Raw genomic sequence first — 14,280 nt, forward strand, 5'->3', positions numbered from 1 at the left:
TCAGAAAAACCGGAGAAAACTGGAAGAAAATTTGAAAAAACAAATCACCAGACCACCAGGACGGTGGCCTGAAACTGAAAAAAGCAACTTAAAGCTTAGTCGTCATCAATCTTCTTGTTGAGCCAGGGAATGTTTGCCCGGATCTGTTTTCCGACAACCTCAAGCTGGTGTTCCTTTTCCTGGCGTTCCATGGCTTTGAGTACGGGGTGGTTAACCATGCCTTCAAGAACGAATTCCTTTGCAAACTCACCGTTCTGGATCTTTTCAAGGGCTTCGTACATGGCTTCACGGGATTCTTCATTGATGACTCTCGGGCCAACGGTCATGCCGCCGTATTCAGCAGTGTTGGAAACGGAGTGCCACATCCTCTCAAGCCCGCCTTCGTAGATAAGGTCAACAATGAGCTTGACTTCATGGCAGGTTTCGAAATAGGCCATTTCAGGCTGGTATCCTGCTTCCACAAGCACTTCAAAAGCGGTCTTGATAAGTGAGGAAAGCCCTCCGCAGAGGTCAACCTGTTCTCCGAAAAGGTCGGTTTCGGTTTCTTCACGGAAAGTGGTCTCGTAAACTCCTGCCCTGGTTGCCCCGATACCCTTAGCGTAGGCCAGTGCAAGGTCTCTTGCTTTTCCGGTTGCGTCCTGGTAGACTGCAATCAGGCCCGGCACTCCGATGCCTTCTGTGTAGGTTCTCCTGACAATGTGGCCGGGGCCTTTGGGAGCGACCATGAAGACGTCAACATCTTTCGGAGGCACGATCTGGTTGTAGTGGATATTGAATCCGTGGGCAAAAACAAGGGCGTTACCGGCTTCCAGATTGGGTTCAATCTGAGAATAGTAAACAGCTGCCTGTTTTTCGTCCGGAAGGAGAATCATGATAACGTCTGCAGCTTTTGCAGCTTCTTCGACAGACATAACCTTCAGACCATCAGACTCGGCTTTTTCCCAGCTGGAGCTGCCTTTCCTGAGCCCGACCACAACATTGAGCCCGGATTCATGCAGATTTCTGGCGTGCGCATGGCCCTGGCTTCCGTAACCCATTATTGCAATTGTTTTATCTTGAAGTGCATCAAAAGTTGTTTCGTTATCATAAATTATCGTTGCCATTCCTTAATTCTCCTGATTAATTTTACTGATTGATTTTCCTGATATATTCCTTAATTTTTTAATGAAAATTTCCCGTATTATTCAGGGAAGTGCTTAATTTCAAGCATGGATGTTTCCCTGAGAATTAAACTGATTTCCGAAAAGTTATTGTTTCTGGGTTAGGGCAGCCTTCTGGAGTGTAAAGGGAGACCGGAAACCCGGAACGTTTTTAAGAAGGCCTTTAGAATTCGAAAAGGCTTCCGGCTGCCCCAATCTGTGAAAAATAATTGAGCAGCTACCTCCCATTACCTGTCCTTAATATTTAAACCTTCTTTGGCCCGCGCACCATTGCAATCTTGCCTGTCCTGACCATTTCCTTGATCCCGAACTGGCGGAGAAGTTTTTCAATTGCCTGAATCTTGCTTTCGTCCCCTGTTACCTCAACGGTCATGGACTTGGGGGCAACATCCACTATCCTGGCCCTGAAGATATTAGCTATCTGGATAATCTCCGACCTTGTGTTCACATCCGCTGAGACCTTGATAAGGGCAAGCTCCCGCTCAACCGCATCATCGCTTCCGATATCCGAGACCTTGATAACATCTATAAGCTTGTTGAGCTGCTTTGTTACCTGTTCAAGCACATGGTCATCCCCATGCACAACAATGGTTATTCTCGAAATATCAGGGTCTTCGGTAACTCCCACAGCCAGGCTGTCTATATTGTATCCGCGCCTTGAGAAAAGGGAGGCAACTCTGGTGAGCACACCTGACTTATTTTCCACAAGGACTGCAAGCGTGTGTTTCATCAGTGTTCCTCCAGGTCGATGATCTCATTAATTGCAGCTCCTGCCGGCACCATCGGATAGACATTTGCTTCACATTCAACAATCACTTCGACAACAGCAGGCCTTCCGGACTCTACAGCCTCTTCGATTGCAGGCCTGACTTCGGAAGGCTTTTCCGCACGCAGTCCGAGTGCACCGTAGGCTTCGGCAAGCTTTACGAAGTCAACACTGCCCTTGATGAAGGTGTGGGAATACCTCCGGTCATAGAAGAGTTCCTGCCACTGCCTGACCATGCCCAGGTAACCGTTGTTCAGGATCACGGAAACAACAGGGATATCGTTCTGGACCAGGGTTGCAAGCTCCTGAGAGTTCATCTGGAAAGAGCCATCGCCTGCGATATTGATAACGTTCTTATCCGGCTTTCCGACCTTGGCACCCATGGCTGCAGGAAGCCCGTATCCCATTGTACCGAGCCCGCCTGAAGTAAGGAAGGTCCTGGGTTTACTATATTTGAAGTACTGAGCTGACCACATCTGATGTTGCCCGACTTCCGTAACTATGATTGCATCTTTACAGACTTCGGAGATCTGCTCGACAACAAACTGAGGCATTATAGTATCCGAACACACCTCTCTGTAGGCAAGAGGATACTCCTTCTTCCACTGTTTTATCTTTTCAATCCATTCAGTGGAATTGCAGCGCCGGACATATTTGATAAGAGACTTGAGTATCTGCTTTGCGTCCCCGACAATAGGCACATGCACCTTTACATTCTTGGAGATCTCGGCAGGGTCAACATCAATATGGATAACCCTGGCGTTGGGGGCAAAAGACTCAAGTTTGCCGGTAACCCGGTCGTCAAACCTTGCGCCCACAGCAATAATAAGATCGGACTCCTGAACTGCATAGTTTGCGTATTTGCACCCGTGCATTCCGAGCATTCCGACATAGAGGGGGTGTTCAGTCGGGATAGCGCTTATCCCCATAAGGGTAGTGGTAACCGGAGCCATGAGAGTCTCGGCCATCTCAACGAGCTCCGCACTCGCGTTCGAACTTATAACTCCTCCTCCTGCATAGATTATGGGTCTACAGGAGTTTGCAATCTCTTCGGCGGCTCGTTTTATTTGCTGCGTATTACCCTTGTAAGTGGGCTTGTAGCCTCTGAGCGCTACCTTGTCAGGATATTGTAAGTCAATCTCTATATTCTGTACATCCTTTGGAAGGTCAATTAATACCGGGCCAGGCCTTCCGGTTGAAGCAATATGGAAGGCTTCTTTTACAATCCTCGGGATTTCTAATGGGTCCTGTACGAGATAGTTGTGCTTGGTAATTGGCATAGTAATGCCGGTAATATCTGCTTCCTGGAAAGCATCGTTTCCGATAAGGGACCTTGGTACCTGGCCGGTTAAGGCTACAATTGGCACTGAGTCCATATATGCGGTAGCAATGCCTGTTACCAGGTTGGTTGCTCCGGGACCTGAAGTAGAAACGCAGACCCCGGTCTTTCCAGTAGCACGAGCGTACCCGTCCGCCGCGTGAGCTGCTGCCTGTTCGTGGCGTACAAGTATGTGGCGCAGATCTGAATCATAGAGTTCGTTGTAGAAAGGAATGATCTGCCCTCCGGGGTATCCGAAGAGAGTGTCAACCCCTTCCTTTTCAAGGCACTTTATTAGAGCCTTTGCGCCGTTGACTTTTTCTGTTGACCCGGTTGTCATTATTTATCTCCTTACTTATTTCTTAGTTTAACTGAGTACCCAGGTGGGTACCTTTCCAGTTAAGTGTGTATTTACAAGAAATACTTTTTTATCTCTCACACTCACATTTTTTTATTACTGGTTTAGTAAATACATCATAATCAATCATGTTATATATGGATAAGGGTCTCTTCGGGTATAAAGAGTGTCAGAGATCCCATATTTCAAAAATTTCTTCAAACAGGAAAAAAGGAGAGGACCGAAAAGTCCTCCTGAGAAACTTTTGAAGTTCCGCATCCTTTTGTGACTTACTCTTCCCGGATAAGGCGGTTCATCCCGTTCATTACGGCTTCTACAGAGGCCATAATAATGTCCGTTCTTGCCCCGCTTGCAGTAATTACCTTTCCGTTCTTGGAAAGTTTTACCCTTACCTCTACAAGAGCGTCAGTCCCGCCGGTAATCGAGTCTACATGGTACTCTTCAAGGATTACGTCTTCAGCACAGGAACTTACAGCTCTTCGGATAGCATTGATCGCAGCATCCACAGGGCCGTTTCCGATTCCAGCCTGTACGATTTCCTTTTCTTTTACATTGAGTTTTATGGAAGCGGTTGGAGTAACGCGGTTTCCGGATACAATGGTGAACTCTTCTAATTTTACAATAGGCTCTTTGTAGATATCAAGCACGGTTTCCGCGATGGTCTGCAGGTCAGCATCGGTGATATGCTTGCCCTGGTCGCCCATCTGCTTGACCCTGTTGAAGATTTCTTCAGTCTGGGCGTCATCAGCTTCAAGTCCCATTTCCTTTAAGGCAAGAGTGATAGAGCTCCTTCCGGCATGCTTTCCAAGTACGATCTGGCGCTGCCGCCCGATATATTCGGGACTCATCGGCTCATAGGTTGACTTGTCAGCCAGAAGCCCGTGCACATGGATTCCTGCTTCGTGAGTGAACGCATTTCCCCCTACAAGGGCTTTGTTGGGAGACACGGGAATTCCGGTAAGCCGGCTTACAAGCCTTGAAGTCCGGTATATCTGCTCGTGCTTGATACCGGTGTCGTATTTATAGAGCCATTCCAGGCTCATTACGACTTCTTCAAGCGAGGCGTTTCCGGCCCTTTCCCCTAAACCATTAATTGTCACATGGGCCTGCTTTGCTCCTGCCGCAAGCGCAGCAACCGTGTTTGCAGTTGCTAAACCGAAGTCATTGTGACAGTGAATGCTTATCGGGACTTTCAGGGAAGAAGACAGGTCCCGGAAAATCTCAGTGGTCTTTTCAGGCACCAGGAGCCCTACAGTATCGCAGAAACATAACCTGTCAGCTCCGGCATCTATTCCGTCGGAATAAATGGCTTTTAAGAACTCCGGATCCGCACGCGAGGCATCTTCTCCGCTCAACTCTACGATCAGACCGTGGTCTTTGGCATACTCGGTAACTTCGGCTGCGATCTGCCTTACTGCATCCCGGTCCTTTTTGATCTTCGTTTTGATGTGCAGGTCCGAAACCGGAGCTACAAGGTGGATTGAATCGACGTCGCACTCAAGAGCATGGTCAACGTCCATTTTTACAATCCTGCAGTAGCTGCAGATTTCGGCATCAAGCCCGGCATTCGCTACGGCTTTGATTGATTCCCTTTCCCCGGCAGAAGTAATTGCAGAGCCGGCCTCGATAACATTAACTCTCATCTCATCAAGGGCCCGTGCAATTAAGAGTTTCTTCTCTCTGGTCAGGGCTACGCCAGGTGTTTGTTCACCGTCTCTCAAAGTAGTATCCAGAAAGTGGATGTTTTCGAATAATATAATCCCTCAGTCTTGGTTTTTATTTCAATAGATCATTTTGCAGAACAAGGAGGAAATAATATTATTGATATTATATAACCGTACCCTATTTTGCAGCACTCATTTCACTATAACCTTACATATATTTTATCTCATTTTATCTCAGAAACCCCATCCTATCCGGGAATATTCCCGAATTTACTCCCGGGCTCTCCGAAACTTCTCTTCAATAGGTAGACCATAGTATTTTTAGTTTCCAGTTAACAATATATGTATTTTAAAAGCTTACCACTCGAAAAAAGAATTTCGGGCCAGGCCAAACATGAAATTAAAATTTCATTTATAAAAATCTAAAAAAGAGCATTGGATCCCGTTATAACCTTAGTTCCCAAATTTTAAGCGCATAATCTTAATTTTATTTCTTCGACCCGCTCAATTCATGCGCACATGCACATGAGTTTGCCCTCTTTTTTGACACAACCCGAAAGTTTTAAATGTATTTATGCGCTTATATTATAAGCGCATATGATGCCCACACGCCGTATCAAGAAGATCAATGGAATTGAATACTGGTATGAAGACATTCCCTACTATGATAAAGAAAAGAAACAGATTCGTCATAAATCCAAATACCTGGGAAGAAACGTTAATGGCGAACCTGTTAGAGTTCGGGATGCTTTAAACTCCAGTGAAAACATATGCCCAGTTTCCAAGCCCTTGAAAGCCTACAACTATGGTGAGCTTCTCCCCTTACAGTGGATAACAGATGAACTTAAGATTGGAGAGTATCTTGGAGATCTGTTCAACGGAAAAGAAAGGAATATGATTCTTTCAATGGTTTTCAACCGTATAGCTCGTCCTACAGCCATGTATAACCTTAAAACCTGGTATGAGAGTTCTGCTCTTTCCCTTAAGTGGCCTGAGGTTACCTTTGAAAAGCCAAAATATCAGTAACTTGCTTTCTAAAGTAGGGGATAGCGACATTCCTTCCACATTTATGGGTAAAATGTTCAGAAATCTCGGGACAAAAAGCACATTAATTTACGACCTTACCAGTTTCTCGAGCTATTCCCAAATGATGAATTTACTTGAATACGGATACAATAGAGACGGTTTAGATCTTCCTCAAATAAATCTCTCCATGATAGTGGATAAAGAAAAAGGCATTCCCGTGATGTATGATATCTATCCTGGAAGTATTGTTGATGTTACAACCCTTAAAAACACAATCAAGAAGATAAAAGCTTACGGAGTGGAAGATTACACACTGGTAATGGACAGGGGATTTTTCAGTAAAGGCAACATTGAGGAGTTGCTCCATGAAGAAGTTCCGTTTATTATGCCGGCTGCTATGACACTTAAAAGTGTCAAGCAGCTCATGAGTTCGGTACAAAAAGACATTGAAAGTCCGGAATACCTTCATAAGTACAACAAGAAACCGATATTTGTAAAACCGGTGACTCTTGAAGAAAAGGAGTTCAAGATAAATGGATATTGTTTCTATGATCCAAAAAGAGAAATAGAAGAGAAGAATGCATTTTACTCAAGGATTTATGATGTGAAGGAAAAAATAGAAGAAACAGCAATTCCGGGATGGAGAAAAGCAGGAGAAGTCTTCAAAGAAAGAGCAGGGTATATGGCAAGTTTCTATTCATGGAAACAAATTGATGATCATTTCAAGATCACAATCAAGAAGAATGCGGTTTCGCAGAGAATAAACAGGATGGGAAAGTTTTTCCTCTTCTACAATGGGGAACGCGGCTGGATGGAATGCCTTACGGTATACAGAGAAAGAGATGTTGTTGAAAAAGGATTCAAAACAATGAAAAATGACATTCAGTCACTTCCACTCAATACAAAGAAGGATTCGACAACAAAAGGCTTCTTATTTGTCTGTTTCATTGGACTCATAATTAGAATGAGGCTCCTGAATATAATGAAGGAAAAGGGGATCCTCAAGGACTATACAGTAGAGAGTTTACTCTTAGAACTTGAAAAAATCAAAAAGATAGAGCTTGAAAATGGAGAGTCAATAGTTACAGAACTAACAAGGAAGCAAAGAGAGATCATGGAAAAATTAAATTTATGCGCCTAAAAAGCCGGAAGTAAGGTTATAATCAAATTAGAATAATAAAAAGCTACTTTAGAAGCGACCCCCTTAAGAATCGAAAACTAGAGACTCAGATGAAGATATTGAGATACCGAGAGAAGCACTTGCAGATCTGAGCGAGGCATTTAAGATATAAAGGCTAATAACAGGGTAGCCCTCTGTTTGGATTGACGCCTACTATTTTCGTATTGAGATCAAAGAGCAAAATTTGAAAAAATGATTACTGTAGCTTTCTAAGTTCAATAATAGTTGCTTTTGCATGTTTATAAATAATTGCTTTTGCATGTTTAATCTCATTATATCTGTACGATTTCTTGTACACCCCTATTTCTTTGACCTGACCCTTAAATCCCATTTTAAACTGATATTGACCATGTGATTCATTTGGGTGAAGGCCCGATACGTCAAGATTCTTGAAGCCGTTTTTCTTTCCGTCCACTATGATGTGCCACATTAAGAGTTTAGAAACGTTAAGACCGTTGTATTTGCCTCTCAATACCGTGGTGTGACCCAGATATATCGTATCCTTATAGTAAAAGTTTATTAATGCTCCAACTTTTACTCCATTGTATTCTGCAAAGAATAATCTTGCCATTTTTTTCGGAAAAAGGATGTCACGGAGTTTTTCAAAATACGAATATGGCACCAAGGCGTATGATACTCTCCCATAACAATTTCCAGTTCTTTCAATAACTCTGTCGATTAAGAGTTTCTGGAATTGATTATAGTAAAGGTCTATATCTTCCTCATAGTTCTGACTTTCGTATATAATTATCCCTTTTTTTGAAGCTTTTTTTATATCTCTACTGAATTGTTTTTTGAACCCTTTGCATATTTCAGTGAGATTCTTATCTATATTTATTATAGCAGTTTTTTTGATTCCTGTCTTTGTATACCCATTTTGAATTAGCGCCGAATCCAGACAATTATGATAAGGATATATCAAATGACCAGTAATGTTTTTTTTGTCTTTGCTATACGAATCAATAGAATCGAAAATCAACTTATAAATCTCTTCACAATTGGTAACACTGGAAAGGACACAGGGACCTCCAAAACTATATAATTTATGATGAGGAGAACAACCTATTTGAAAATTATTTGAAATAGTTGGAAAATATTTGTTAATTCTGTAATCTTCAAAAAGATTTCTGATAAAAAATGGAAAGATCCCAATTAATTTATGTTCTTCCTCGTCTTCGACTGCTACGGATAAAGATTCAGAGTTTAACCCTTTTTCTATAACATCGTTCCATTCCCAAGTATGATAAAAAGTCCCGTTAAGACTTTCTTTAACAACATTATTCCATTGTTCTTTATCTTCGATTTTTACCCTCCTGCAAATGATATAAACCCCCCCAGATTCAACCTTTATCTCCACATCCGTAGAGATCACTAAAAATAAATTACCCAATTATATTTATATATATTAACCAGTCTTTTTTTATTTGTCAACATACGTTAACAAAAAATAATACCCAACTCAATTATTAATTGCCTTGATTTTTATACCTCATTCGGAGTATATAGAGTAATCCCTTTCCACCCATATCCAGAATATAGTGATCTTTGCATATATTTATTGCGATTATTAATTCGCAAAAAGAATCCGACCTTTAATCAAAATCAATATTAGATCTAAAGACTTGGAGAGAATTATTACATCTATGATGGATTACATCTATGATGGTTGATGTGACACCAGTGATTTTTAATTTGACATTAATAACCGGAATTTGGGCAAGAGTCTTTTTATTCTTTCAGTTTTTTAATCTGCGGGATGAAAAAAGTTAAAAATAATATGAAGAGCACAAAAAAATTGTAATCAGGAACTTATTCTGCTAAACATCGAGCACGAAAAGAATGCTTCACAGCACCAGCTCTGGTAATGCAACTCCACTGGTACTGTTTTGGTGCAAACACTTCAACTAGGAAAATAGCCCGCTTGAACGAGCAAATCTAGAGAAACCGGGAACCTTAGAAGTACGTTTTTACATTTTCTATTGCCTTTACGATCAGGGACACGCACGCTTCTATATCTGTCATATCCAGAACTTCTACCGGGGAGTGGATATAGCGAGTTGCTATACTAACCGTACCTGTAGGAATGCCTTCCTTTGTAAGATGGATAGAAGTAGCATCAGTAGTGCCGCCGGAACCTACACCCAGCTGATACGGGACCTCGTTTGCATCCGCGGTTTCCCGGAGCCATTTGAGAACATGTGGGTGGGCTATGAGCCCTCTTCCGGATGCGTCGGCTACAGTAACTACGGGTCCTTTTCCCAGTTCAAGGGCGGAATCGGTCTTGCCGATACCCGGATGGTCTCCCGGAATGGTTGTATCAAGGGCAAGAGCGACATCCGGACAGAGCCCGAAAGCACAGGTTTTTGCTCCTTTAAGCCCCACTTCTTCCTGAACAGTGCCCACAGCATAGACATTTGCCCCGATTTTGCGCTCATGAAGCCGTTTCATGACCTCAATGAGAATTACAACTCCTGCGCGGTTATCAAAAGCTTTTGAGGTAACCTTCCCGTTTGCCAGGGGTGCGAATTCCTGGTCAATAGAAATCGTAGTGCCTATCTCGATTCCCAGGTTCCCGGCGTCTTCCCTATCCTTTGCCCCGACGTCAATAAACATATCATCGATTTTAACGGGTTTTTTCCTGTCCTCGTCTTTCATCACATGAGGAGGTTTGGAACCTATAACTCCATAAATAGAGCCGTTTTTGCCGTGTACGATGACTCTCTGGTTCAGAAGAGTCTGGCCAAACCAGCCCCCTATCCCGACAAAGCGCAGAAACCCGTTCTCATCAATATACCTGACCATCAGCCCTATTTCGTCCATATGGGCAGCCAGCATTACAGAGGGTCCTTTTCCTTCTTTAGCAGCAATAAGGTTCCCCATGGTATCTGTCCGCATACTGTCAACATAGGGTTCGAGCTCTTTTTCGAGCAGCTTCCTGACTTCATCTTCAAAGCCGGAAATCCCATGGGCATTTGTGAACACTTCGAGAAGGGATTTTATTTCATCAAGGTTTGCGCTTTTTTCCATATCTTCTGCCATATAAGAAAATCTCCTGAATCCTGGTTTAATCTGAATCTTAGTCAATCTGAACACTGGTTAATCTGAGTATAAGTCTGGATGAACACAATAAGCATCAAACATGCTCTACCAATAATGAACCTGTACCCGTAATATGCCTTCCCCATCTTTTAGATATTAATTTGATTGTGTAGATATGTTAATTAGAGTTGAACTTATTGTTTAAGTTTTTGGCAGCGGCTTTTTATCTACTTTCTGTCGGAGGTGATTATTTTCGGAAGCTGCAGGACAGAAACATTAAAATCCCTTCAGGTTTATTGAGGACTCAGGTGAAAATTATATGACTTCAGAATTACCTCCTCAAATCCAGAACCAGATAGCACAGCTTCAGCAGGTACAGCAGCAAGTTCAGGCTCTTACCATGCAGAAATCTCAAATTGAAGCTATGCAGAAAGAGTCCAAAATGGCTCTCGAAGAACTAGAAAAGCTGGCTGATGATGCGGTGGTTTACCGTAATGTAGGAGAACTGGTAATAAAAACAAGCAAAGAGGAGTCCGTTTCAAAACTTAAAGACAGAGAAGAAACACTCTCACTCAGACTTCAGTCTGTTTCCAGACAGGAAGAAAGGCTCACTACCCGCTTCAAACAGCTTCAGGAACAGATCCAACAGGCACTAGGCCCCAGAGCACAATAATTTTTTATTTCTTTTTGCATAAATGAAATGCAGAAAATAACTATAGCTTAATGGATAGTTATAAAGGAGATTGTGCCGAAATCCCGGGGCTCCGGGATTTTCGAGACCTATAAAAACGATAGCCAGAGTGGACAATGCAAGTTGATGAAGTGGAGTTTTTCAACCGGCTCCTTGACTATCGAAACATTTTGTATTTGTGTCACCGGAATGCAGATCCGGATGCTGTTAGCAGTGCTTTTGCCCTTGCTGAAGCACTCGGAGGTACGGTCGGGCTCGTAGACGGCTGCAACCGTGTGGCATCCGTCCTGATAGACAGGCTCGGAATCGAAGTCGTGGATAAACCAGACCCTGCAAATTACGGTTTTGTTGTTGTTGTTGATACCTCAACTAAAGCACAGCTAAACGACATAGAACTTACAAGTTACTGCGTAATCGACCACCACACAACCACCGCCCTTACCGAAAACGCAGAGTTCTATCTGCACAGGAACACAACCTCAACTGTAGAGATAGTGTATGATATTTTAAAAGCAATGGGAGCTCCGATTAACCGCAGGGTGGGAATCGGTATGCTCACGGGAATCGTAACCGACACAGGGCATTTCAAGCACGCATCTGTCGACACCTTCCGAACAGTAGCAAAAATCATTGAAGCCAGTGGCGTTGAGTATGGGGAAGTACTGGATCTTATGGCTGCTACCCCCCAGGACATCTCAATGCGCATCGCTATCCTGAAAGCAGCAAGCCGAATTGAGCTCGAGAGGGTAGGAGAAATGCTTATAGCATCTTCTCATATAAGTTCTTATGGAGGTTCTGCTTCTTCGATGCTTATTAATATCGGAGCTGATGTGGCTTTTGTTGGCACTACCAAAGGAGAAAGTGTCAGGGTAAGTGCAAGAGCAAAAAGAGATGCCGTAAATGCCGGAGTTAACCTCGGCCAGCTGATGGAAGATATTAGTAAAGAATATAACGGTACCGGAGGAGGGCATTCCGGAGCTGCGGGAATAGATGTAATCGCCAAAATGGACGAAGTGCTGCATAAATGCAGGGAAATGACAAAGAAAATCCTTGTAAATTCTCTTGGAACAACCTCAAAAGAGATTTTTGAGGATGAAATTGAATTCAAGGAAGAAGAAGAATAAAGATAAATAGTAAAAAGCGGTTAAGACAAGGTTTTTAGAATACCATGAATACTATGGTTTCTTAACAGCATAATCCTCTATTCCTGAAAGTTATTCTTTTTCGGTACATTTCAATCCGGTATTTTTGCCGATTCTGAGTTTTTCTAAGTTGAGATCTCTTCAGACTTCACTTCATACTTCATATTTTTCAAGAAGGTATATTTTTCCAATACTTTCAGAAATTAGTTAAAAAAATATTTTCTAATATTCAATAACAACAACGGTTATTTATATGAGAATCCAACTAACCTTCACATTACCGAATCTACCGGAAGTTCGTATCCTCCCGGAATTGCCTTAATCTTCCGGTACGAAAAATCTGTATAAAATAAGAGATGTATAAAATAATACATCGCTATTACAGCATGACCTTAAAGGGACATGAAATGAAAAATATACATAAAAAAAGGTCGAAAGAGACGCGGCCTGAAACTAAAAGGTCTCAATATAAAGAACAAAGAGCGTGAAAAAATGCCAGAATACTGGGATCCTGAAATCGAGACAATGTCCGTAGGCGACTTGAGAAAGTTGCAGGAAGAAAAATTGAAGAAACTCGTACATTACGTGTATGAGAACTCTCCTTTTTACAGAAAAAGGTTTGACGAACACGGCGTTCGCCCGGAAGACATCCGGACTCTTGAAGATGTCAGGAAATTACCTTTTACTTATAAGCAGGATCTCAGAGACACCTACCCCACGGGAATGTTTTGTGTCCCCAACTCAAAGCTTGCCCGCTTCCACGCTTCCTCGGGTACCACGGGCAAACCGACGGTAGTCGGGTACACCCACAAGGACATTAACGACTGGGCAGAATCCCTTTCCCGAGCTTTCACCTCCGTCGGGATGGGAAAGGACGATATCCTCCAGGTAAGCTACGGGTACGGACTCTTTACAGGCGGGCTCGGAGCTCACTACGGAAGTGAAAAACTGGGAGCAACCGTACTCCCCACAAGTTCTGGAAACACCGAACGCCAGCTTGAACTCATGAAAGACCTTGGGACGACAGCCATAGCCTGCACCCCCTCTTACTTCCTATACATGATCGAAACTGCCAGGAAAGAAGGCATCAGTATCAGGGACGACACGAAATTAAAGAAAGGATTTTTCGGGGCTGAACCCTGGTCTGAGGAGCTCAAGAAGAGAATAGAAGACGAATCCGGGATTAAAGCCTATGATATCTACGGAACCTCGGAACTCAGCGGTCCTCTCTTTACAGAATGTGATGAACAGTGCGGCATCCATATTTGGGGAGACCTGTTCCTGGTAGAGATTCTTGACCCCGAAACAGGAGAACCTATGCCTGACGGGGAAACGGGAGAACTCGTAATCACCACCCTTGCAAAAGAAGCAAATCCCCTTATCCGTTACAAAATCAAGGACCTTACCAAAAAATTATCTGAACCCTGCAAATGCGGCAGGACCCACCCGAGGATCACACGGATCAGCGGGCGCTCGGACGATATGATCATTGTGCGCGGAATAAATGTCTTCCCCGGACAGGTCGAATCGGTATTGATGAATATCCCTGAAGTAGGGAACCACTTCATGATTATCGTGGACAGGGTAGGTCCCCTCGACTCAATGAAGGTCCAGATCGAAATGCATGAATCTGCCTTCAGTGACCGGATGTCGGACATGATGGCCCTCAAAAAGAAAGTTGCAAGCGCATTAAAGAGCGTGCTGAATCTTGCAGTAGAAGTCGAGCTTGTGGAACACGGCTCTCTTCCGCGTTCGGAAGGGAAATCAAAGAAAGTCATCGACCACCGGAAGATCTGAAGTCTTCATAGTTCGAAAGTTGAAAATTAAAACAAGAAATTAAAAATTTAAGAAAAAGAAAAGGAATAACCCGGAAAAACTATAGAGTGCTGCTTCCACCCCGGGATTCCTGATTTATGTTCCTCTTTTAAGTCCCTCT

At 43.1% G+C, this 14,280-nt stretch carries 9 protein-coding genes and 1 pseudogene; 4 read left to right on the forward strand and 6 right to left on the reverse strand.

The window, feature by feature from the left end; translation table 11 throughout:
- Nucleotides 1-95 precede the first annotated feature (95 nt).
- The 4 genes from ilvC to MSSIT_RS16875 all read right to left on the reverse strand — a co-directional run bounded on the left by ilvC (nucleotide 96) and on the right by MSSIT_RS16875 (nucleotide 5,362).
- Nucleotides 96-1,103 (reverse strand): ketol-acid reductoisomerase, encoded by a 1,008-nt coding sequence (gene ilvC, locus MSSIT_RS16860; RefSeq protein ID WP_048173682.1) that lies wholly within the window; start codon nucleotides 1,101-1,103, stop codon nucleotides 96-98.
- 301 nt (nucleotides 1,104-1,404) lie between these two features.
- Complete coding sequence (gene ilvN, locus MSSIT_RS16865; RefSeq protein ID WP_048173683.1) at nucleotides 1,405-1,890, reverse strand: acetolactate synthase small subunit; 486 nt, start codon at nucleotides 1,888-1,890, stop codon at nucleotides 1,405-1,407.
- Nucleotides 1,890-3,584: an acetolactate synthase large subunit gene (locus MSSIT_RS16870; RefSeq protein WP_048173684.1), complete on the reverse strand. Its 1,695-nt coding sequence runs from the start codon at nucleotides 3,582-3,584 to the stop codon at nucleotides 1,890-1,892. The genes ilvN and MSSIT_RS16870 overlap by 1 nt, the downstream gene beginning before the upstream one ends.
- A gap of 287 nt (nucleotides 3,585-3,871) precedes the next feature.
- Complete coding sequence (locus tag MSSIT_RS16875) at nucleotides 3,872-5,362, reverse strand: (R)-citramalate synthase (protein WP_197080379.1); 1,491 nt, start codon at nucleotides 5,360-5,362, stop codon at nucleotides 3,872-3,874.
- A gap of 501 nt (nucleotides 5,363-5,863) precedes the next feature.
- Between MSSIT_RS16875 and MSSIT_RS16880 the strand changes: the two are divergent.
- Nucleotides 5,864-7,433: pseudogene (locus tag MSSIT_RS16880) on the forward strand (IS1634 family transposase).
- A 235-nt stretch (nucleotides 7,434-7,668) separates the two neighbouring features.
- Here MSSIT_RS16880 and MSSIT_RS16885 read toward each other — a convergent pair.
- Both MSSIT_RS16885 and MSSIT_RS16890 read right to left on the reverse strand, forming a co-directional pair.
- A complete protein-coding gene (locus MSSIT_RS16885) occupies nucleotides 7,669-8,844 on the reverse strand; it encodes a lipid II:glycine glycyltransferase FemX (protein WP_197080294.1) in 1,176 nt (391 codons plus the stop codon).
- A 581-nt stretch (nucleotides 8,845-9,425) separates the two neighbouring features.
- Nucleotides 9,426-10,511: a M42 family metallopeptidase gene (locus MSSIT_RS16890; protein ID WP_048173687.1), complete on the reverse strand. Its 1,086-nt coding sequence runs from the start codon at nucleotides 10,509-10,511 to the stop codon at nucleotides 9,426-9,428.
- Nucleotides 10,512-10,830: 319 nt separating this feature from the next.
- On the opposite strand from MSSIT_RS16890, the gene MSSIT_RS16895 reads away from it, so the two are divergent.
- The 3 genes from MSSIT_RS16895 (at nucleotide 10,831) to MSSIT_RS16905 (ending at nucleotide 14,141) form a co-directional block, all read left to right on the forward strand.
- Nucleotides 10,831-11,184, forward strand: coding sequence for a prefoldin subunit beta (locus tag MSSIT_RS16895; RefSeq protein ID WP_048173688.1), 354 nt, complete (start codon nucleotides 10,831-10,833; stop codon nucleotides 11,182-11,184).
- Between the two features lie 134 nt (nucleotides 11,185-11,318).
- Nucleotides 11,319-12,326 carry a DHH family phosphoesterase gene (locus MSSIT_RS16900; protein WP_048173689.1) on the forward strand — a complete coding sequence of 336 codons (1,008 nt, stop codon included), beginning with the start codon at nucleotides 11,319-11,321 and terminating at the stop codon, nucleotides 12,324-12,326.
- A gap of 510 nt (nucleotides 12,327-12,836) precedes the next feature.
- The gene (locus MSSIT_RS16905; RefSeq protein ID WP_048173690.1) at nucleotides 12,837-14,141 is read left to right on the forward strand and encodes a phenylacetate--CoA ligase family protein; all 1,305 of its coding nucleotides are present in this window, start codon (nucleotides 12,837-12,839) and stop codon (nucleotides 14,139-14,141) included.
- Nucleotides 14,142-14,280 lie beyond the last annotated feature (139 nt).

It is taken from the genome of Methanosarcina siciliae T4/M, assembly GCF_000970085.1.
Taxonomy (GTDB): domain Archaea; phylum Halobacteriota; class Methanosarcinia; order Methanosarcinales; family Methanosarcinaceae; genus Methanosarcina; species Methanosarcina siciliae.

Coding starts and splice junctions, on each gene's coding strand:
- ilvC (WP_048173682.1), bottom strand. CDS start 1,103: ATGGCAACGATAATTTATGATAACGAAACAACTTTTGATGCACTTCAA.
- ilvN (WP_048173683.1), bottom strand. CDS start 1,890: ATGAAACACACGCTTGCAGTCCTTGTGGAAAATAAGTCAGGTGTGCTC.
- MSSIT_RS16870 (WP_048173684.1), bottom strand. CDS start 3,584: ATGACAACCGGGTCAACAGAAAAAGTCAACGGCGCAAAGGCTCTAATA.
- MSSIT_RS16890 (WP_048173687.1), bottom strand. CDS start 10,511: ATGGCAGAAGATATGGAAAAAAGCGCAAACCTTGATGAAATAAAATCC.
- MSSIT_RS16895 (WP_048173688.1), top strand. CDS start 10,831: ATGACTTCAGAATTACCTCCTCAAATCCAGAACCAGATAGCACAGCTT.
- MSSIT_RS16900 (WP_048173689.1), top strand. CDS start 11,319: ATGCAAGTTGATGAAGTGGAGTTTTTCAACCGGCTCCTTGACTATCGA.
- MSSIT_RS16905 (WP_048173690.1), top strand. CDS start 12,837: ATGCCAGAATACTGGGATCCTGAAATCGAGACAATGTCCGTAGGCGAC.